Consider the following 19,456-nt stretch of genomic DNA (forward strand, 5'->3'; position numbering starts at 1 on the left):
TTTTGATCAGGCAGGTAAAGGCGGCGGCACTATAGCCCAAGCCTGGGCGCCGGCCGCGCGGCAGGCGTGCGCCATGAATTATCTGACGTGACGCAGAAGCAGCCGGGCGCCGGCATCGCCGGTCTTTTCCAGCCGCGCAAGGCCATCGCGACCGCCCGCCGCATAGACCGCGGCGGCCTTCAGCAGCGAGGCCAATTCGCCAGGAGACGATCCGTCGAGGCGGAAGTGGGCGCCTCCCGTCAGCCGCGCGATCTCGCGAAACGCTGTTTCCGCCCCCGCCTCGCGCCCTTCCTGGAAGATGAAGGCCGGCACGCCCAGAACGCCCAGTTCCCCGGCACGTGCGCAGAGCATGTCGACGTCCTCCTCCACGCAGTCGCCGACATAAACCAGCGCCTGCACCTTGCGGCGTCGGGTTTCGTCGATGGCGTGGCGCAGCACCTTGCGGATCTGCGTCTGCCCGCCCCGGCAGTCGATCCGGCTCATGAGCGCGGCCAGCGTCGGCCCGTCCTTCACCCATTTCGAGGCGGCGCAATCGCCGAAGCCGCGAAAATAGACGAGTTGCATGGCGAGATTGCCGACCCGGCCAGCCGCCTCGAACATCTCCGCCTGGATATGGCAGGCGCGGTCCCACGTCGGCTGGCGGCTCATGGTGGCGTCGAGCGCGATGACGAGCCGCCCGGCGGTGGCCAGTCCGCGGGTCTCGCGCGCGGCATCGAGAAAGGCCGAGACCTTACCGCTCGAGGTGGCCGAAACCGCCCCGCCCCGGCTCCCGCGGTCAAGCGGCCTTGCCGCGCCTCGGGTTTCGAGGCCCGTCCTTGCTCCGGTGCTGTCGTCGGTTTTCCCGGCCACCTGCCACTCCCCTGCAAGCTGGTTTCATCATTGAAATTTCATATGGCGTGCATTGCGGAAAATTCCAAACAATGGACGCGAAATGACGCTAGAACACTCGCCGGGTCAACGGGATGGGAGAAACGCCGCGATGACGACACCGAATGTGTACCGCACGGTCGACGACCTGCGCCAGGCGGTCGCGGCCGCACGCGCCCGGGGCGAGCGCATCGCGATGGTACCGACGATGGGCGCGCTCCACGAGGGCCACCTGTCGCTCGTCCGGCAGGCGCGGGCCGAGGCCAGCTTCGTTGTTGTCTCGATCTTCGTCAATCCGACGCAATTCGCCCCGACCGAGGATTTCGACGCCTATCCGCGCGATGCGGACACCGACCTCGCGCTGCTTGCCGGAGAAGGCGTCGCCGGCGCCTTCATGCCCTCGGCGCGGGAAATGTATCCGCAAGGCTTCGCCACCAGCCTCGCTGTCGGCGGTCCGGCCGAGGGTCTGGAAAGCGCGACGCGCCCGCATTTCTTCGGCGGCGTCGCCCTTGTCGTCACCAAGCTGCTGCTCGCCGCCCTGCCCGACGTGGCTGTGTTCGGCGAGAAGGACTACCAGCAGCTCTGCGTGGTGCGCCGCTTCGTCCGCGATCTCCATATTCCCGTGGCGATCCTTGGCGGCGAAACGGTGCGCGAGGCGGACGGGCTCGCGATGTCATCGCGCAACCGCTACCTGGCGACCAGCGAGCGGGCCCGCGCCGCGGTGCTGCCGAAGGTGCTGCGCGACGCGGTCGCCCGCCTCGAGGCCGGCGACGATGCCGGCGCGGTTCTCGCCAGCGGCGTCGACGCCCTGTCCTCCGGCGGCTTTGATGTCGATTATCTGGAGCTGCGCGCGGCGGAAACGCTGGCCCCGCTCGACGCGGACAGCCGCGACGCACGCCTTCTCGTCGCAGCCCGGCTCGGATCGACGCGGCTCATCGACAACATGGCCGTGACGCTTCCCGGCTGAAGCGGAGCGCCTTCAGATCAGGCAGAGCTCGGCGAGTTCGCGGCGCATCGCCTCGGGAATATCGCCGCCGCCCTCGAGACGGGGGATGTCGGCGGGCGCATCCTCGGCCTTGAGATAGCGCCAGCCCTGGAAGGGGCGGCGCGGCTGCGGCCGTGTCTGATGCAGCACCGGCTCCAGCACCAGATGGCAGCGCTTGATACCCGAGGTGTCGGTGAAGGGACGCACCGCCAGCAGCTTCTGGCGGGCCTGTACCGCGCCCTTGATCACCCAGTAGAGCGAACCGCCGTCGAGCAGTTCCCCGGTTCTGGTCGGCGCCATGCGGGTCGTATGGGTCTGCTCCGCCGCCGCGCCGTTCTCCTTGAGTTCGGCGAGACGGAAGTCGATCCACGCCTGCAGGTCCTCGAAGGAATCGACACCGACGCACAGCTTGACGAGATGAAGGGTCATGCCCTCCGTTATAGGCCGGTCGCGCGCCGCGCAAAGCCGAAACCGCCGCATCTTTGCCCGCTATACACATCGTCGCGCGCCAATGCCGCTGCGGGCGCCGGGCCTCGGCCTTCGCCGGCGCGGGCGCACACGGGCTTGCGCGAATCGAAGATGCGGCCCTTCCTTGCTGCATGAAGGTATTTCTGACTGGCGGAACCGGAACGATCGGGCTGGCGGTGACCGCCGCTCTCATAGCCCGCGGCCATCGGGTGAGCGGACTTGCCCGCTCGCCGGAGGCTGGCGCGCGTCTGCGCTCGCACGGCGCCTCCGCCTGGTCGGGCGACATCGGCGAGCCGCGCGACTGGCTCGACGCCGCCTTGTCCTGCGATTGCCTCGTGCACCTGGCCAACAGTTTCGATGCGAGCGCCCATCGCGCCGAGCGCCGGCTCGTCGCCGCGCTGAAAGCCCTGCCGCCGAGAGCCGAACCGTTTCATCTGGTGACGACAGGCGGGGTCTGGCTTTATCCCGAGACGACGGGCGTCGCAGTGCGCGAGACGACGTCCTATGCCCCGCTCCCGGCCTTTGCCCATGTCGCCAACGCCATCCGCTCGCTTGCCTCCATGCGGCACCTGGCGCTGTCGGTCATCCACCCCGCGCTCGTCTGCGCCCGCGACGCCGGCCCGATCGCCGACATGCGCCGCGCGGCGGAAACCGGCCGCCCCTTCGCCACCCGCGCCGGTCGCGAGACCCTTTGGCCGCTGGTCGAGGTTGAAGATCTCGCCGACCTCTACGTGCGCGCCGTCGAGGCGCGGCGCTACCGCCTCACAGCCATCGGCTGCGCCGTCGAGGGCGTTCCCATGGAGCAATTGATGCGGCTCGTCTCCGACCGGACGGGGCTGCGGCTCGATCTCGAGCACCCGCAATGTCCGGCCTGCCTGCCCGCCGATCTCGACATCGAAGCCGGCTACGCCCGTTCGCAGCGGGCAAGCGGCGACGGCGCGCGCAAGCTTCTCGGCTGGCAGCCCCGTTTCACGGATGCCACCGCCCTGGTCGACGCGCTGCTGCCCGTCGCCGGATAGGCGCGGCCTCGTCGGCCGGCACCCTCCCCTGCTCCTAGTCCTCGTCGGCGAGCGTGGCGACGGCTGCGCCCTGGTCGACCTGCGCGCCCTCGGACACGAACACGGCCTCCACCGTGCCGTCGCGCGGAGCAAGGATGGCGTGCTCCATCTTCATGGCCTCGACCACCGCGATCCGCGCGCCCTTCGCCACCGTGTCGCCGGCCGCGACATCGACGGCGATGACCTTGCCGTGCATCGGCGCCTTGATCGCGGCAGCGCCGCCTTCCTCTTCCGCCACCCGCGCGAGCTGGTCGACAAGCGCCACCTTGACCGCGCGTCCGCCCTCCAGCGCATAGGCAATCGCGCCGGCGATCCTGACATCGCCGCCCGTGCCGGCGCTCGCCCCCGCTCCAAGCGGCACCGCGCGCCCCTGTTCCCAGGCCACGGTCACGTCGCGCGGCTCGCCGTCGACCTCAACCTTGATGCCGACCTTGCGCGTGCCGGCAAGCTCGAAGGCATCGCAGACACTGAAGGGATCGCTCCAGCCGCCGGCTTCGGCGGGCCCGCCGCGCCCCAGAAGCGCCGCTGCCGCCAGCGCCACCGTGCCGTCGGAAACGCCGCCTTGTGTCAGCTCCGCGATGTCACGGTCGATAAGGCCGGTATCGAAGCCTCCGGCGCGGACCTCCGCGTTGGCGACAAGCCTGGCAAGAAAAGCGAGATTGGTCTTCGGCCCGGCGATCCGCGCGGCGGAGAACTGGCGCGCCAACCGGTCGAGCGCAACCTCGCGTGTCGGCCCGTAGGCAATCACCTTGGCGATCATCGGGTCGTAGAAGGCCGAGATTTCCGCCCCCTGCTCGACGCCCGTGTCGATGCGAATGCCCTCGCTCTCGGGAAGGGCCAAGATGTCGAGCCGTCCTGTGGAGGGCAGGAAACCGGTGTCCGGGTCCTCCGCGTAAAGCCGCACCTCGACCGCGTGGCCGGAGAGCGGGATTTCGTCCTGCTCAAGCGGCAGCCCCTCGCCGGAGGCGATGCGGAACTGCCATTCGACAAGGTCCTGTCCGGTGACGAGTTCGGTGACCGGATGCTCGACCTGCAGGCGGGTGTTCATCTCCATGAACCAGAATCCGTCCGGGCGCAGCGAGCCGGAGCCGTCAGCGATGAACTCGATGGTGCCGGCGCCCGCATAGTTCACCGCCTTCGCGGCGGCGACCGCGGCCGCGCCCATGGCGGCACGGGTTTGCGCGTTCATGCCGGGGGCAGGTGCCTCTTCCAGCACCTTCTGGTGACGGCGTTGCGCCGAACAGTCGCGCTCGTACAGATGAACCGCGTTGCCCTTGCCGTCGCCGAAGACCTGGATCTCGATGTGGCGCGGGTTGAGGACGAATTTCTCGATGAGAACGCGCGGATCGCCGAAGGCGGATTTCGCCTCGCGTTGCGCCGAGGCGAGCGCGGCGTCGAAATCGATGGCCTTGTCGACCCGGCGCATGCCCTTGCCGCCGCCGCCGGCCACCGCCTTGATCAGCACGGGATAGCCAACCTCATAGGCCTTGCGCTTGAGGAACTCCGCGTCCTGCTTCTCGCCGTGATAGCCAGGAACCACCGGCACGCCGGCCTTTTCCATCAGCCCCTTGGCGCCGTCCTTCAGGCCCATGGCGCGGATGGCCGAGGCGGACGGCCCGACGAAGACGATGCCGGCGGCGGCGCAGGCCTCCGCGAAATCGGCGTTTTCCGACAGGAAGCCGTAGCCCGGATGGATCGAGGCCGCCCCCGTCTGCTTCGCCGCCGCCAGGATCCGCTCGGCGACCAGATAGCTCTCCGCGCTCGGAGAAGGGCCGATCGGCACGGCCTCATCCGCCAAGCGCGTGTGCAACGCCCCCCGGTCAGCCTCGGAGTAGACGGCGATGGTGCGCAGGCCGAGACGGCGCGCGGTCTTGATGATGCGGCAGGCGATTTCTCCGCGATTGGCGATCAGCACCGAATCCAGCATGGAGACCCTCTTGTCGTTCGGACGTTGGCAGGCGGCGGCACGCGGGAAACGGCTTCCCCGCGAAGGCGCATTCACATGCGGAAGACGCCGAAGCGCGTCTCCGGGATCGGCGCGTTGAGGCTCGCCGAAAGCGCCAACGAGAGCACGCGGCGGGTTTCGCCCGGCAGGATGATGCCGTCGTCCCAAAGCCGCGCCGTGGCGTGGTAGGGATGGCCCTCGGCCTCGTATTTCTCGCGGATCGGCGCCTTGAAGGCCGCCTCCTCCTCCGTGCTCCAGGCGCCACCGTCCTTCTCGATGTTGTCGCGCTTGACGGTCGCAAGCACGCTCGCCGCCTGTTCTCCGCCCATCACCGAGATACGGGCATTGGGCCACATGAACAGGAAGCGCGGGCCGTAGGCACGGCCGCACATGCCATAGTTGCCCGCCCCATAGGAGCCGCCGACGATGACGGTGATCTTCGGCACCTTGGCGCAGGCGACCGCCGTCACAAGCTTGGCGCCGTCCTTGGCGATGCCACCGGCTTCATGTTCGCGCCCGACCATGAAGCCGGTGATGTTCTGGAGGAACAGCAGCGGGATCTTGCGCTGGCAGCAAAGCTCGACGAAATGCGCGCCCTTGAGCGCCGATTCCGAGAACAGGATGCCGTTGTTGGCCAGAATACCGACCGGCATTCCGTGGATGCGGGCAAAGCCGGTGACCAGCGTCGTGCCGTAGGTGGCCTTGAACTCGTCGAGTTCGGAGCCATCGACGAGACGGGCGATGACCTCGCGGATGTCATACTGCTTCTTCAGGTCGACCGGCACCACCGCATCGAAATCCGCCGGGTCGGCGTGTGGCGGTCGCGGCGCGCAAAGCGCCGGTGTCGGCGATTTCTCGCTGTTGAGATTGGCAAGGATGCGCCGCGCCTGGGCGAGTGCCTGGTCGTCGTCGAGCGCGTAGTGGTCGGCGACGCCCGAAACCCTGGCATGAACCTCGGCGCCGCCGAGATCCTCGGCCGAGACCTCCTCGCCGGTCGCAGCCTTCACCAGCGGAGGACCCGCCAGGAAGATCGTGCCCTGCCGCCGGACAATGATCGTCTCGTCGGACATCGCGGGCACATAGGCACCGCCGGCGGTGCATGACCCCATGACCACCGCGATTTGCGGAATGCCCATGGAGGACATGGTCGCCTGATTGAAGAAGATGCGGCCGAAGTGGTCGCGGTCCGGAAAGACCTCGGTCTGGTTGGGCAGGTTGGCGCCGCCGGAATCGACCAGATAGATGCAGGGAAGCCGGTTCTCCATGGCGATTTCCTGCGCCCGGAGATGCTTCTTCACCGTCATCGGATAATAGGTGCCGCCCTTGATGGTCGCATCGTTGCACACGATCATGCAGTCGCGGCCCGAGACCCGGCCGATGCCGGTGATCAGCCCCGCGCCATGGATCGCGTCATCGTAGAGGCCGAGCGCCGCAAGCGCCCCGACCTCGAGAAACGGCGTGCCCGGATCGAGCAGCCGGGCCACCCGCTCCCTTGGCAGGAGCTTGCCGCGCGAGACGTGGCGTTCACGCGCCCGCTCGTTTCCGCCCATCGCCGCCTCGGCGCGACGCGCCAGAAGGTCGTCGCGAAGCGCCTCCCAGGCCGCGCGGTTGGCCTCGACCTCCGGCCCTTTCGTCGTCGCGTTGCTGCGCAGGATCGCCACCCGATCGCCTCCCCGGTTGCATCGTGCCAGAGCGCCGCCAACCGTGGCGCCACCCTTCACCCATCCTCTTCGTCGGGACAGTGAATTACGTTTACGTTCAAGTCAACATGATCTATTTTTGATATATATTTCATCCGCTTGATAAATATCAATCGACCTCGTCAGCAGCCACCACAAGCGTTTCTGCGGCCGCCGCCTCGCGCCACTCCCGCATGAAGGGGTGCTCCATGACGGCATGCGCATAGGCGGCTTCCACCTCGCCGAGCGGCAGCCGGTAGGTCAGGAAGCGCGAGACGACAGGCGCGTAGAAGCAGTCGGCCGCGGAGAAGGCGCCGAAGAGAAAATCGCCGCCACCGCCGAAGCGCGCCCGGCAGTCGCGCCAGATCTCGCAGACCCGCGCGATATCGCGCGCCGCATCGGGCGCGCCCGGATGGACCGCCGGGGTCCGGCGCAGGTTCATCGGGTAATTCCCGCGCAGGTCGAAAAATCCGGAATGAAACTCCGCGACAACGGAGCGCGCCTGGGCACGCGCCGCCTTGTCCCGCGGCCACAGCCCGGCAGCCGGAAAGGTCTCGGCGAGATACTCGATGATGGCGAGCGAGTCCCAGATATGGGTCTCCCCGTCGATCAGCACCGGAACGCGCGCGGCGCGCGATATCTCCTTGATGCGGCTGTAGAACTCGGGCGTGTCGAGCGGCAGCAGCATGTCCTCGAAATCCGCTCCGCTGGCTCTGGCCGCAAGCCAGGCGCGCAGCGACCATGACGAATAGGTCCTGTTTCCGATCACCAGCTTCATGATCCCTCCTCACAGCTCCCCGTATTTTTAACCATCGACATCAGCGAATTGTTATTCTCGCCCTGCTAAACTGACTGAGAATTTCAAGTCATGTTTTCCAGTGTGTCATGATCCGATGCTTGTTTCTGTACTCAAAATCGCGGCTCTGGCGATCGTTCTCACAACGGGCCTTCACGGCCCGCACCCGGCCATTGCGCAAGCCGACGGTCGCGGCCGCACGGCGGAAGCCTCCGACGAGGCCCCGGTCTTCGTCGTCGCCAACACGGCCACGATCAGGCGTGGTGAGGACGGCCTGATCGAGACCCGTGCCTCCGATTTCGACCAGCGTCTGGTGAGCATCGAGCGTTCCGGTGACTCCTTGCTGCTGAAACTGGACACCGTCATCCGCCTGTGGCGCATTCCCGACGGTCTGGCGCGGATCGAATGGCCCGTGCAGCCGGGCATCACCCTGTCGCGCGAGGACGCCATGGCCCTGGCGCGCGTGACCTCTCTCGCCGATGTCGACACCTGGGGCGCCCAGATCGACTGGCCCTCACTCGGTCCCGTGACGCTGATCATGGTCGCCATCGGACCCGACCAGTTCGCCGGCCTGCTGTCGAGCGCGCCCTCCAATGTGAAGGTGCTCAGGCAGATGATTTTCCAGCGGGCCCGGCCGACCAGCAGCCGGCCGCGCTTCGATACGGCGGCCGACAACCCCTGCGGCGGCTGCTGAGGCACACCTGCCAGGCGGCCGGGGTTCATCAGCCCGCCCGCGTCTCCTCGGCGCTCTCGACCGGACCGCCGGCCGCCTTCCAGGCCCCGAAGCCGCCGGCGATATGGGCGACCGGCGCAAGCCCCATTTCCTGCACCGCCCGTGTCGCCAGCGCCGACCGCCAGCCGGCCGCGCAAAAGAACACGAAGCGCTTGTCCTCGCCAAAGACCGGCTTGTGATACGGGCTGTCCGGATCGACCCAGAACTCCAGCATGCCGCGCGGCGCGTGCACTGCAGCAGGCACGCGGCCCTCGCGCGAAAGCTCGCGCACGTCGCGGATATCCACGAAGACGACATCGGGATCGCCGTGAAGGGCGATCGCCTCCTCGACGGACAGGGTCTCGATCGCGGCCGTGGCCTCGTCGACCAGCGCCTTGTAACCCTTGGTGATTTTTCCGCCCATCCGCGTCTCCTCCGCTCGCGTCCTCGCCGGCGGCAAGTGTTCCCGCCTCGGGCGGCCGGTGCAAGGGGAAATGACTGTCCCCGCCGGGCTGCCGTCGGGACAAAAGAAAAAGGGCGCGGATGCCGCGCCCTTTTTCCTGAATTTCTGCCGTGCGGATCGCCTTTCATGGCGACCGGCCGAACCGCAATCCGTTCAGCCCATTGCCGCAACTGTGGCCGGAACCACATCGGCGCTGCCAAATACATAAAGCAGCGCCAATACGCCACCTGCCAGGAGAACGGCCCAAGCCGTTACACCCCAACAGGATTTTTGAGCCTGTTCGTCCATGGATGTCCTTTTGTCCGAAAATCGCGGCCCTGATAGCCCCCACGGCCGCCGTCGGTCCAGAGCGTGGATTTAACGATTTGGAAAGGACTTCGCAAGTGCAAAAAAAGAACGGGCTGCCGTGTGCGTCATGCATGGCAGCCCGGTGTGCATTTCGGGCGAACCCGACGACAAAATTACGCAATCCTGCAAGCCGACGAAGCAATCTTGTCGCCACGAGGCGCGCGCCGCATCAGGCGATGGAGCGGGACGCCTCCCGGAGCTTGATCGTCGCCTCCTGCACCCGGCCCGTCTCCTCGGACAGGCCGCGCATGTTGCCGGTGATCGCGGAGACGCCGACGGAGGCCTGCTGCATGTTGCCGGAGATCTCGCGGGTCACCGAGGACTGCTCCTCGATCGCCCCGGCGATACCGGCGGAAATGTCGCTGATCTGCTGGATGATCTCCATGACCGAGCGAATGGAGTTTTCCGCCAGGCTGGAGCCCGACTGAACCGACAAGATCTGCCCGTTGATATCCTCGGTCGCCTTCGCCGTCTGGCCAGCCAGGTTCTTCACCTCGCTGGCAACAACCGCGAACCCCCTGCCGGCTTCGCCGGCGCGGGCCGCCTCGATGGTGGCGTTGAGGGCCAGAAGGTTGGTCTGGCCGGCGATGTTCTCGATCAGCTCGAGCACGTCGCCGATCTTCTGAGCATCGCGGGCAAGGCCCGACATCACCGACGAGGACTGCTGCGCCTCGTTGACGGCACGCCCGGCGATCTCCATCGCCTGCTTGACCTGGCGCGCGATCTCGTCGATCGACGACACCAGCTCTTCGGCAGCCGCGGCCACGGCCTGGACATTGGAGGACGTCTGCACCGACGAGGCGGAAGCGTTCGCGGCCTGCGAATTCGCCTCGACCATGGAGCGGGCGACGCTGTCGAGATCGCGGTCGATCTCGCGCTGGACGGCCTCGCGGTGCATCCGCCGCTTCACCTGCTCGGTCCGGTCGGTGGCGAATTTCACCACCTTCAACGGCTTGCCATCCTCGTCCAGGATCGGGTTGTAGGTGGCCTGGATGTAAACCTCCACGCCGCCCTTGCCGAGACGGAGGAACTCGCCCGAGTGATACTGGCCCGACCGCAGCTTGTCCCAGAACTCGCGGTACTCGCGGCTGGCGCGGTATTCGGCGCCGAGGAAGATATCGTGCTTGCGGCCCTTGACCTCGTCGAGCCGGTAGCCGAGCGCTGCCAGGAAGTTCTCATTGGCATCGAGAATGGTGCCGTCCATCGCGAAGCTGATGATGGCCTGCGAGCGATTGATGGCGGCAACCTGACCGTCGAGGTCCATGTTGCGGCGCTTCTCGTTGGTGATGTCGGTGGCGAATTTCGCCACCCGCACAACCTTGCCGGCGCTGTCGAGGACCGGATTGTAGGACGCCTGCAACCAGATTTCCTTGCCGTCCTTGCCGATGCGGCGGAACTCGCGCGCCTGATAGTCGCCGCGCACCAGCGCCGCCCAGAACGCGCGGTATTCCGCGCTGTCTCGCTCAGCCGGCCGCACGAACATGCTGTGATGCTTGCCGCGGATATCCTCGAGACGGTAGCCCATGGTCGCCAGAAACGCGTCGTTGGCATCGATGATCGTGCCATCCGGCTTGAATTCGATGATCGCCTGCGACCGGCCGAGTGCCTCGAGAAGCGCCTTGTTCTTGTCATACAGCATTGAAATTCCACGCATCTCGCAAGCTCTCCTGTTCTCGCGATGTCACAACAGAGTACATTGAAGAAAATTTCCGCTGCGTTAATTTTCCAATGCAATTCAATTTTACGGGGTATTGCTTATTGGAAGTTTTCGCATGTGTGGCACCTGCTTCCGGAGGCTATCGCCTCTGGACAACAAGTGAGGTTCGAGTTCCGCACAAACGCCCTTCCGACGACCAACCGGCACGAGGCCTCGCCATCCGCAAGGATCAGGCGATGGCCCGCGACGCCTCGCGCAGCTTCACCGTCGCCTCCTGCACCCCCTCGGTCACCCGCGACAACGAGCGCATGCTCCCCGAGATGGTGGCCACGCCGGCCGAGGCCTGCTGCATGTTGCCGGAGATTTCCCGCGTCACCGACGATTGTTCCTCGATGGCCGAGGCAATGCTTGCGGAAATGTCGTTGATCTCCTCGATGATCTCCATGATCGCCTGGATCGACGTTTCCGCGAGGCTCGAGGACGACTGCACCGACACGATCTGTGCGTTGATCTCCTCGGTCGCCTTCGCCGTCTGCGAGGCGAGGTTCTTCACCTCGGATGCGACGACGGCAAACCCCTTGCCCGCCTCTCCGGCGCGCGCCGCCTCGATGGTGGCATTGAGCGCCAGAAGATTGGTCTGGCCGGCAATGCTCTCGATCAACTCCAGAACGTCGCCAATCTTCTGTGCGTCGCGGGCCAGCCCGCCCATCACCGTTGAGGACTGCTGAGCCTCCGTGACGGCGCGGCCGGCAATCGTCATCGCCTGGGTCACCTGGCGCGAGATTTCCTCGATGGAGGCAACCAGCTCCTCCGCCGCGGCGGCGACGGCCTGAACGCTCGACGAGGTCTGCTCCGAGGAGGCCGAGGCATCGGCAGCCTGCGAATTGGCGTTGACCATTGCGTCGGCGACATCGGTCAGACCGCTGTCGATCTGCTTCTGCACGGCCTCGCGATGACGGCGCTGGTTGACTTCCGCGGTGCGATCAGTGGCGAACTTGACGACCTTCACCAGCTTGCCGTCGTCGTCGAAGATCGGATTGTAGGTCGCCTGGATGATAACCTCGCGCCCGCCCTTGGCGAACCGCGAGAACTCGCCGGCATGGAAATCGCCGGAGCGCAACTTGTTCCAGAATTCGCGATAGTCCTGGCTGCCCCTTTGGCTTTCGTCGATGAAGATCTCGTGCTTGCGCCCCCTGATCTCGTCGAGCCGGTAGCCCATCGCGTTCAGGAAGTTCTCGTTGGCATCGAGGATCGTGCCGTCCATGGCGAAGCTGATCACCGCCAGGGAGCGGTTGATCGCCTCGACCTGCCCGGTGAGATCGAGGCTGCGCTTCTTGTCGGCGCTGATGTCGGCGGCAAACTTCACCACACGCGCCACCTTGCCCGAACCGTCGAGAACCGGATTGTAAGACGCCTGCAGCCAGACCTCACGACCGCCCTTGCCGATCCGCCGGAACTCGCCGGATAGGAACTCGCCACGCGCCAGCGATGCCCAGAACGCGCGATAGCCAGCCTTCCCTTGGTCGTCCTGGCGCACGGACATGCTGTGATGCTTGCCGCGGACCTCGTCAATGCCGTAGCCCACGGCCGACAGGAAAGCCTCGTTGGCATCAAGGATCGTGCCGTCCGGCGTGAATTCGATGATCGCCTGCGACTTGTCCAGCGCCTCGAGCAGGGCCTTGTTCTTGTCATAGAGAAAAGAGAGCCCGCGCATTGACGCCTCCTGATTTGTTTCTTCCCTTGTTACGCACATGACCCTAGGTCAGATCTTCTGCCAAAGGATTAATAAATGCATCTGAATTACAAAAGACGTCAAGTTACCACCAATAGTTGAAAAACGAAAGCACCGTGAAAAACAAATTCCGGACAAGAAAAACGGCTTTTATATAAAATTACACAGAAAAAGCAGGAGATATAAGCTCATTGAACCTGATAAAGCCGCTAATATTACGAAGAATGAAGGCTCTCTTCCGCAAACCGCTGAAGATCGGGAAAGTACACAGGAAATTGCAGAAGATCGCAGTGCCTTCGCTTTTGCGAGGAGCTGACGCGCTTCCGCCGTGCGCCGCGCGCTATCTGCTGGCAGGATCGGAGAACAGGAAATGAGTCGATCCCGGCTTGCGGCATCAATCGCGCTGGCCGGGAACAGGAAGGAGTTACCGCCATGCTGCCCCTGTCCAGCCTCGACGTGACGGCGATCGCCTTCTTTCTGGCGTCCTGGCTTGCCTTCAATGTCGTCGTCGAACTGTCGCCGCTGCGCAAAATCACCCTGTCGCATCAGATGGACATGCACCGGCGCGGCTGGATGCTGGCGATGAGCCGTCGGCGCGTCAGGATCATGGATGTCGGCATCGCCGCCGGGCTGCAACAGGGCACGGGCTTCTTCGCCTCGACCTCGCTGCTGGCGATCGGCGGCTGTTTCGCGCTGCTGACCTCAACCGAATCGATCTTGCGCATCCTCACCGACATCGGCCTCGGCGAGGGACGCACGGCGGCGAACTGGGAGGTCAAGGTGCTGGGGCTGGCGCTGATCTTCTCCTATGCCTTCTTCAAGTTCGGCTGGGCCTACCGGCTGTTCAACTATGCCACCATCCTGATGGGCGCGGTGCCCGACGGCGATCCGCCCCCGGCAGAGGCGAAGGCGTTTGCCGAGAACGCCGCCGGCGTGATGGTGCTCGCCGGCCGCCACTTCAACCGCGGCCAGCGCGCCTTCTTCTTCTCGATGGGATATCTCGGCTGGTTCATCGGGCCATGGACGTTCTTTGCCAGCACGCTGTTCGTGCTGGCCGTGCTCGGCCGGCGACAGTTCTTCTCCCGCGCCCGCGGCTTCGCCATGGCCGCGCACCAGGTGCCGGTGCCCGCAACGCCCCCCGCCGAAAGCGAGGCGGCCGGCACCGAGCGGCCCGACCCGCTCGGCTGAAGGGCATCCGCTCAACCCCGGCGAGACAAGACCAGCCGGCTCGTTCGCTCAGCACAGATCTTCGATGAGAGCGAACCGCTCCCAAATGATCTCCATATCCGGGGAAAACCCGCCATTGCGCTCAAAATACTCGCGATGTCCCTCGCGCCAGCCTTCAAGGCTGTCGTCCTCGCCTTCGGCCAGGGCCATCGCTTCCGTCACCTCGTCGAACCGGCATTGGATCAACTCGACCGTCTCGATGACCAGAGCCGGCGTGTCGTCCCAGTTCAGGGCAATATCCCGCCGCCCGATCTCCGGCATGGGCTCGCCATTCTGACAGTCCCGCAAGGCGCTGCAGGTCGCCACTTTTCTGCCTGATCGCACCAGCGACAACAGCCTCTCGCACAAGACAGCACTGTCGCCGAACTTGAACGTCTCGGCCGTCGGATAGCGCTGCTTCAGCGTCGTGACGTCTTCTGACATGTGCGCGTCCTCCTCCTCGCGTTGGGCTCGGCAGGATGTTGCACATCAAGGGCCCGATCAGAAGGTCGCGCATGGGATTGATGTCGATATCCAAGGCTTATGCCCACCCGGGGCGGGCCCGAGTCCCACCTTGCTCAAGCCCGGACGCTCTCCGGCCGCCATCCGTCAGGTGACGATGGAACGCGATGCCTCGCGCAGCTTGACGGTCGCGCCCTGCACCTGCTCCGTCGTCGTGGACAGCGACCGCATGCTGTCGCTGATGACGGAAACCCCGACCGACGCCTGATGCATGTTCTGGGAGATCTCGCGGGTGACGCTCGACTGCTGGTCGACCGCCGCGGCGATGGTCGCGGAAATCTCGTTCACCTCCTCGATGATCGACATGATCGCCAGGATCGAGCTTTCCGCCTGCCCGGAGGACGACTGGACCGAAACGATCTGTGCGTTGATCTCCTCGGTCGCCTGCGCTGTCTGCGCGGCAAGGTTCTTCACCTCGCTCGCCACCACCGCGAAGCCCCTGCCGGCCTCCCCGGCCCGCGCCGCCTCGATGGTGGCGTTGAGGGCGAGAAGGTTGGTCTGGCCGGCAACACTCTCGATCAGTTCCAGTACGTCGCCGATCTTCTGCGCGTCCCGGGCCAGGCTGCCCATGACGGTCGACGACTGTCGCGCCTCGACCACCGCGCGGCTGGCGACCTTCATCGCCTGCTCGACCTGGCGGGAGATCTCCTCGATGGAGGAGACGAGTTCCTCTGTCGCCGCGGCGACGGCCTGCACGCTGTGCGAGGTCTGCTCGGAGGACGCCGAGGCGCTGGCGGCCTGGGCGTTGGCGCCGGTCATCGCGTCGGCCACCTCGGCGAGATCCGCATCGATCTGCACCTGGACGGTCTCGCGTCGCCGCCGCCGCTGCACCATGGCGGCGCAGTCATAGGCGAACTTGACGACCTTGATCGGCTTGCCCTGGTCATTCAGGATCGGATTGTAGGTCGCCTGCAGCCAGATCTCGCGCCCGCCCTTGCCGACGCGGCGGAACTCGCCGGCGTGAAACTGCCCGGCACGCAGCTTTTCCCAGAATTCGCGATACTGGCTGCTTGCGCGATACTCCGGTTCCACGAACATCTCGTGCTTGCGCCCCCGGATCTCATCGAGGCTGTAGCCGACGGTCTTGAGGAAGTTCTCGTTGGCGTCGAGGATGGTGCCGTCCATGGCGAAGCTGATAACCGCCTGCGAGCGGTCGATGGCGGCGAGTTGCCCGTCGGAATCAAGGCTCCGCGCCTTCGCGGCCGTGACGTCCGCCGCGATCTTCACGACCTTCTCGACGCGACCGGAGCGGCCGGGCACCGGATTGTAGGACGCTTGCAGCCAGATCTCGCGCCCGCCCTTGCCGATGCGGTGGAATTCGCCGGCGCGAAACTCGCCGCGCGCCAGGGACGGCCAGAAGTCGCGGTAGGCATCCCCCTCCCGGTCGACCTCACGCACGAACATGCTGTGATGCTTGCCGACGATCTCTTCGAGCCGGTAGCCGGTTGCGGTAAGAAACACCTCATTTGCCGAAACAATCGTGCCGTCCGGCTTGAACTCGATGAGCGCCTGGGACTTCGTCACCACGTCGAACAGGGCCTGGGCCCTGCCTGAGAACAAAGAAAGACCGAGCATTCTGCAACCCCCGAATAACCACCCTCCGGGAATTGACCCTACGTAATTACACCTTACACACCCTTAACGCGAGTCGCAAAAAATATACGTCAAAAATAACAATGCAAAATTCCATCCAAATAGATAAAATGGATTTCATAATACATGCTCAAGAAATTGGACGAAAGCTTCGCGTCTTGAACCACAACACCCCGGAAAATCTTGACGATCATCGATCGGCAGACATGCGATATCGGCCGCGATACACCCGCGTCAGGGTTGAGATCAGGATGGGCAGCAGGAAAAACGGCGGAGATGCCCTCAGGCGGTGTCGTGGGCGGCTTGGAGCACCCTTGCAGCATGTGCGCCTTCCGCGCACCAGTGCCCCTCGGCGTCGATGGCGCCGGCCGGCGGCATGAACACCGACACGGGATCGGCGAAGCCGCGCACCTCGAAGCGACCGAGGTCGCCCGCCCGGCACCCCATCATGTCGGCGATGGTGTCGGACACGAGAATGTCCTGTGCGAGATCGCGGGCGAGACCGGCGATGCGCGAGGCAAGGTTGACCACGGGCCCGACAACGGTGAAGTCGAGCCGCGTCTCCGCCCCGACGTTGCCGTAGAACACATCGCCCGCGTGCAGGGCGATGCCGACGCGCAGGTCGGTGTCGTCGATCTTGTAGACCTCGTTGATCTCGGCGACCCGCGCCACCACGTCGCGGGCGCAAAACAGCGCCTGGCGAGCAGCCGTATGCGCCGTTTCCTCGCTGTCATAGGGAAAGACGGCCATCACCTCGTCGCCGATGAACTTCAGCACCTCGCCACCATGCGCCTCGACCGCCTTGTCGACCGCGTCGAAATAGTCGTTGAGCATGGCGATCAGCCGGTCGCCGGGCAGTTCGTTGGAAATGTGGGTGAAGCCGCGCAGATCCATGAAGCCGACCACGGCGGAGATCGTCTCGCCGTCGCCGCGCTTGATGGTGCCCGCCAGCACACGACCGCCCGCCCGCCGGCCGACGTAGGTCTCCAGCAGCGTGCGCCCGGTGCGCTTCAGCGTCTGCAGTTCAAAGAGAAGCGCCAGCGGCGCGGTGATCGTCTCCAGCACGGCGACATGGCTTGCGGAAAAGCCCCCGGGCGCACGCGTTGCGAAGGTGATCGCCTTGGTGGTGCCGTCGGAGAAGGGGAGCGGCAGCGCCAGATAGTCGGTGTAGCCGGCCTCGATCAGATCCGCGACGATGCCGTAGCCGGGCAGATCGTTGTTGCCCTCAAGGCGGATACGCACGGGGCGCTGCTCCGTGTAGATGATCTTGATCGGGCTGTTCTCATAGGTCTTGAAGGTGACTTCCGTCTCGAGATAGCGACGCACCTCGCTACCGCCCTCGCGCGTCCACAGCACGGATTCGGTGCGCACGTTGGGATGAAGGATCGAGATGCCGGTCATGATCCGCTCGACCGGCACGCCGCTCGCCATCAACCGCGACGCGACCCCCTCGATCAGCGGACGGCCGTCCTCGATGCGGACCGCCTCGCCATAGAGCCAGGCGGTGATGGCGGCGGAAGCGACAGGCGCGGAAAGGGTCATGACCTTGGGTCCCGAGAAGGTCCGGACCCTTGCGGGTCGAGGAAGGAAGCAGCATAGCGCGAAAAGCCGGGAGACGGAGCCAACCGGCAGCATTCCTTACTTAGGATGAAATGCCGCCGGATAAAGACCTCTCTCCAGGACCCGGCCGAATTGCCGCGACCTGTGGCCTATTCGCCGTCCCAGGCGGGGGCGAAGTCCGGATCGACCGTGCGCCGGCGCTCCTGGCCCAGCGCCGAGATCGCAGCCATCTCGTCGTCACTCAGCTCGAAGTCGAAGATCGCGGCGTTTTCCGCCAGGCGGGCCGGGTTCGAGGTCTTGGGGATGGCGATGGTGTTGTCCTGCTGGACCAGCCAGCGCAGGGTCACCTGGACCTCGTTCTTGCCGTGGCGCTTGCCGATATCGCCGATGATCTCGCTGTCCATCACCGCGCCGCGGGCAATCGGCGCATAGGCGGTGAGCCCCATGCCGGCCGCATCGAGCGCCTCGCGCACCTTCACCTGCGACAGGAACGGGTGATACTCGACCTGGTTGACGGCAAGCTGGCCGCTGGCAAGATCCTGCGCCTCGCGCACCATGCGCGCGGTGAAGTTGGAAACGCCGATCGCCCGCGTCCAGCCGCGCCCCTTCACCTCCAGCAGCGCCTCGATCTGCTCGTTCAGCGGCACATGGGTGTTGGGCCAGTGGATCAGGAACAGGTCGACATACTCCTGTCCCAGCCGGTCGAGGCTGTGCTCCAGCGAGCGGATGAGCTTGTCCGGCTCGAGCTGGTCGTGCCAGACCTTGGTGGTGAGGAAGTAGTCGCCGCGCGGCGCGGATGCCGAGCGCAGCCCCGCGCCGACGGCCTTCTCGTTGTCATACATGGCGGCCGTGTCGACATGCTTCCAGCCGCTCTCGAGCGCGGAACGCACCATGTCGCGGCAGATCTCGCCGTTGAGCGGCCAGGTGCCGAGGCCGAGCGCGGGGATCTCGACCCCGCCGAGCGAAAGATACTTCATCGTCATCCCTCCTGGGTGGATCGACCGGCACCCGGCCGGCCGGAAAGAGAAAGGGCCCGGGAACCGCCCTGCCGATGGCACGACGGCCCCCAGGCCCTCACGTCGTCATGGCGCGCCGCGCCGTCACCGTCAGTCGAGATCGGAGACGGAACCCGCGATCTTGCCGACAAGACCGTACTCGATGCCCTCTTCCGGGCTCATCCAGTAGTCGCGGTCGGTGTCCTTCTCGATCCGCTCCATCGGCTGGCCGGTGGCGGCGGCGAAGATCTTGTTGAGGCGGTCGCGCATCTTGAGGATCTCGCGGGCCTGGATCTCGATGTCGCTGGCCTGACCGCCGGCGCCGCCGGACGGTTGGTGCAACAGGAAGCGGGTGTTCGGCGTGCAGTAGCGCCGCTCCTTGGGGACCGACACATAGATCAGCGCACCGGCGCTCGCCACCCAGCCCATGCCGAGGATGCGGACTTCCGGAGCGATGAACTTGATCGTGTCATGGATCATGTCACCGGATTCGACGTGGCCGCCGGGCGACGACACGATCACCGTGATCGGATCATGCGACACCTGCGCCATGGCAAGCAGGCGGGCGGAAACATCGCGCGCCAGTTCCTGGGTGATCGGGCCAGTGATCAGGACGGTGCGCGCGTCGAACAGATGCTTGTCGACCTGGATGGACGGCGGCGTCTTGGTCTTGTCGTCTTCCTCTTCGTCGAGGCGGGCGGGCACATCGTTCGTCTTGATGGTCATGTTCAGGATCTGCTCCTTCGTGAAGACGGAATCGGCTCGTTCGTCCTGTCTTGATCCCCATACTTAGGCGATGCGCGCGCCTCCGGCAAAGGGGGATCGAAAAGAAGGTTGCCGCAATCTCGCCAAGCGTCCGCCCGCGGGCAT

Annotated in this window: 17 protein-coding genes; 4 read left to right on the forward strand and 13 right to left on the reverse strand. The window is 65.5% G+C overall.

Features of this window, described 5'->3' with window-relative positions:
* Nucleotides 1-78: 78 nt before the first annotated feature.
* The gene (locus tag ACN0WF_RS17140) at nucleotides 79-849 is read right to left on the reverse strand and encodes a VWA domain-containing protein (RefSeq protein WP_417773989.1); all 771 of its coding nucleotides are present in this window, start codon (nucleotides 847-849) and stop codon (nucleotides 79-81) included.
* 130 nt (nucleotides 850-979) lie between these two features.
* Here ACN0WF_RS17140 and panC point away from each other — a divergent pair, with 130 nt between their 5' ends.
* Complete coding sequence (gene panC / locus ACN0WF_RS17145; protein ID WP_417773990.1) at nucleotides 980-1,834, forward strand: pantoate--beta-alanine ligase; 855 nt, start codon at nucleotides 980-982, stop codon at nucleotides 1,832-1,834.
* Between the two features lie 12 nt (nucleotides 1,835-1,846).
* On the opposite strand, the gene ACN0WF_RS17150 is transcribed toward panC, so the two are convergent.
* Complete coding sequence (locus ACN0WF_RS17150) at nucleotides 1,847-2,281, reverse strand: DUF1489 family protein (RefSeq protein ID WP_417773991.1); 435 nt, start codon at nucleotides 2,279-2,281, stop codon at nucleotides 1,847-1,849.
* A gap of 170 nt (nucleotides 2,282-2,451) precedes the next feature.
* On the opposite strand from ACN0WF_RS17150, the gene ACN0WF_RS17155 reads away from it, so the two are divergent.
* Complete coding sequence (locus tag ACN0WF_RS17155) at nucleotides 2,452-3,339, forward strand: NAD-dependent epimerase/dehydratase family protein (RefSeq protein ID WP_417773992.1); 888 nt, start codon at nucleotides 2,452-2,454, stop codon at nucleotides 3,337-3,339.
* Nucleotides 3,340-3,373: 34 nt separating this feature from the next.
* Here the strand turns inward: ACN0WF_RS17155 and ACN0WF_RS17160 are convergent, their stop codons facing one another.
* From ACN0WF_RS17160 to ACN0WF_RS17170, 3 genes are all read right to left on the reverse strand, one after another.
* Entirely contained in the window at nucleotides 3,374-5,305 is a 1,932-nt protein-coding gene (locus tag ACN0WF_RS17160) for a biotin carboxylase N-terminal domain-containing protein (RefSeq protein ID WP_417773993.1), read from the reverse strand.
* 71 nt (nucleotides 5,306-5,376) lie between these two features.
* Nucleotides 5,377-6,984, reverse strand: a complete 1,608-nt coding sequence (locus tag ACN0WF_RS17165; protein WP_417773994.1) for a carboxyl transferase domain-containing protein — start codon at nucleotides 6,982-6,984, stop codon at nucleotides 5,377-5,379.
* Between the two features lie 148 nt (nucleotides 6,985-7,132).
* Nucleotides 7,133-7,780: a glutathione S-transferase family protein gene (locus ACN0WF_RS17170; RefSeq protein WP_417773995.1), complete on the reverse strand. Its 648-nt coding sequence runs from the start codon at nucleotides 7,778-7,780 to the stop codon at nucleotides 7,133-7,135.
* A 115-nt stretch (nucleotides 7,781-7,895) separates the two neighbouring features.
* On the opposite strand from ACN0WF_RS17170, the gene ACN0WF_RS17175 reads away from it, so the two are divergent.
* Entirely contained in the window at nucleotides 7,896-8,492 is a 597-nt protein-coding gene (locus ACN0WF_RS17175; RefSeq protein WP_417773996.1) for a hypothetical protein, read from the forward strand.
* 28 nt (nucleotides 8,493-8,520) lie between these two features.
* Here the strand turns inward: ACN0WF_RS17175 and ACN0WF_RS17180 are convergent, their stop codons facing one another.
* The 3 genes from ACN0WF_RS17180 to ACN0WF_RS17190 all read right to left on the reverse strand — a co-directional run bounded on the left by ACN0WF_RS17180 (nucleotide 8,521) and on the right by ACN0WF_RS17190 (nucleotide 12,692).
* Entirely contained in the window at nucleotides 8,521-8,934 is a 414-nt protein-coding gene (locus tag ACN0WF_RS17180; protein WP_417773997.1) for a rhodanese-like domain-containing protein, read from the reverse strand.
* Between the two features lie 556 nt (nucleotides 8,935-9,490).
* Nucleotides 9,491-10,975, reverse strand: a complete 1,485-nt coding sequence (locus tag ACN0WF_RS17185; RefSeq protein WP_417773998.1) for a methyl-accepting chemotaxis protein — start codon at nucleotides 10,973-10,975, stop codon at nucleotides 9,491-9,493.
* A gap of 232 nt (nucleotides 10,976-11,207) precedes the next feature.
* The gene (locus tag ACN0WF_RS17190) at nucleotides 11,208-12,692 is read right to left on the reverse strand and encodes a methyl-accepting chemotaxis protein (RefSeq protein ID WP_417773999.1); all 1,485 of its coding nucleotides are present in this window, start codon (nucleotides 12,690-12,692) and stop codon (nucleotides 11,208-11,210) included.
* A gap of 450 nt (nucleotides 12,693-13,142) precedes the next feature.
* Here ACN0WF_RS17190 and ACN0WF_RS17195 point away from each other — a divergent pair, with 450 nt between their 5' ends.
* Nucleotides 13,143-13,898, forward strand: coding sequence for a DUF599 domain-containing protein (locus ACN0WF_RS17195; RefSeq protein WP_417774000.1), 756 nt, complete (start codon nucleotides 13,143-13,145; stop codon nucleotides 13,896-13,898).
* Nucleotides 13,899-13,946: 48 nt separating this feature from the next.
* Here ACN0WF_RS17195 and ACN0WF_RS17200 read toward each other — a convergent pair whose 3' ends face one another.
* The 5 genes from ACN0WF_RS17200 to ACN0WF_RS17220 all read right to left on the reverse strand — a co-directional run bounded on the left by ACN0WF_RS17200 (nucleotide 13,947) and on the right by ACN0WF_RS17220 (nucleotide 19,312).
* Nucleotides 13,947-14,360 (reverse strand): ASCH domain-containing protein, encoded by a 414-nt coding sequence (locus tag ACN0WF_RS17200; RefSeq protein WP_417774001.1) that lies wholly within the window; start codon nucleotides 14,358-14,360, stop codon nucleotides 13,947-13,949.
* A gap of 165 nt (nucleotides 14,361-14,525) precedes the next feature.
* The gene (locus ACN0WF_RS17205; RefSeq protein ID WP_417774002.1) at nucleotides 14,526-16,013 is read right to left on the reverse strand and encodes a methyl-accepting chemotaxis protein; all 1,488 of its coding nucleotides are present in this window, start codon (nucleotides 16,011-16,013) and stop codon (nucleotides 14,526-14,528) included.
* A gap of 300 nt (nucleotides 16,014-16,313) precedes the next feature.
* Entirely contained in the window at nucleotides 16,314-17,573 is a 1,260-nt protein-coding gene (locus ACN0WF_RS17210) for an adenylate/guanylate cyclase domain-containing protein (protein WP_417774003.1), read from the reverse strand.
* 167 nt (nucleotides 17,574-17,740) lie between these two features.
* Nucleotides 17,741-18,568: an aldo/keto reductase gene (locus tag ACN0WF_RS17215; RefSeq protein ID WP_417774004.1), complete on the reverse strand. Its 828-nt coding sequence runs from the start codon at nucleotides 18,566-18,568 to the stop codon at nucleotides 17,741-17,743.
* Between the two features lie 129 nt (nucleotides 18,569-18,697).
* Nucleotides 18,698-19,312: an ATP-dependent Clp protease proteolytic subunit gene (locus tag ACN0WF_RS17220; RefSeq protein WP_417774005.1), complete on the reverse strand. Its 615-nt coding sequence runs from the start codon at nucleotides 19,310-19,312 to the stop codon at nucleotides 18,698-18,700.
* Nucleotides 19,313-19,456 lie beyond the last annotated feature (144 nt).

Source organism: Stappia sp. (assembly GCF_048268045.1).
Lineage (GTDB): Bacteria > Pseudomonadota > Alphaproteobacteria > Rhizobiales > Stappiaceae > Stappia.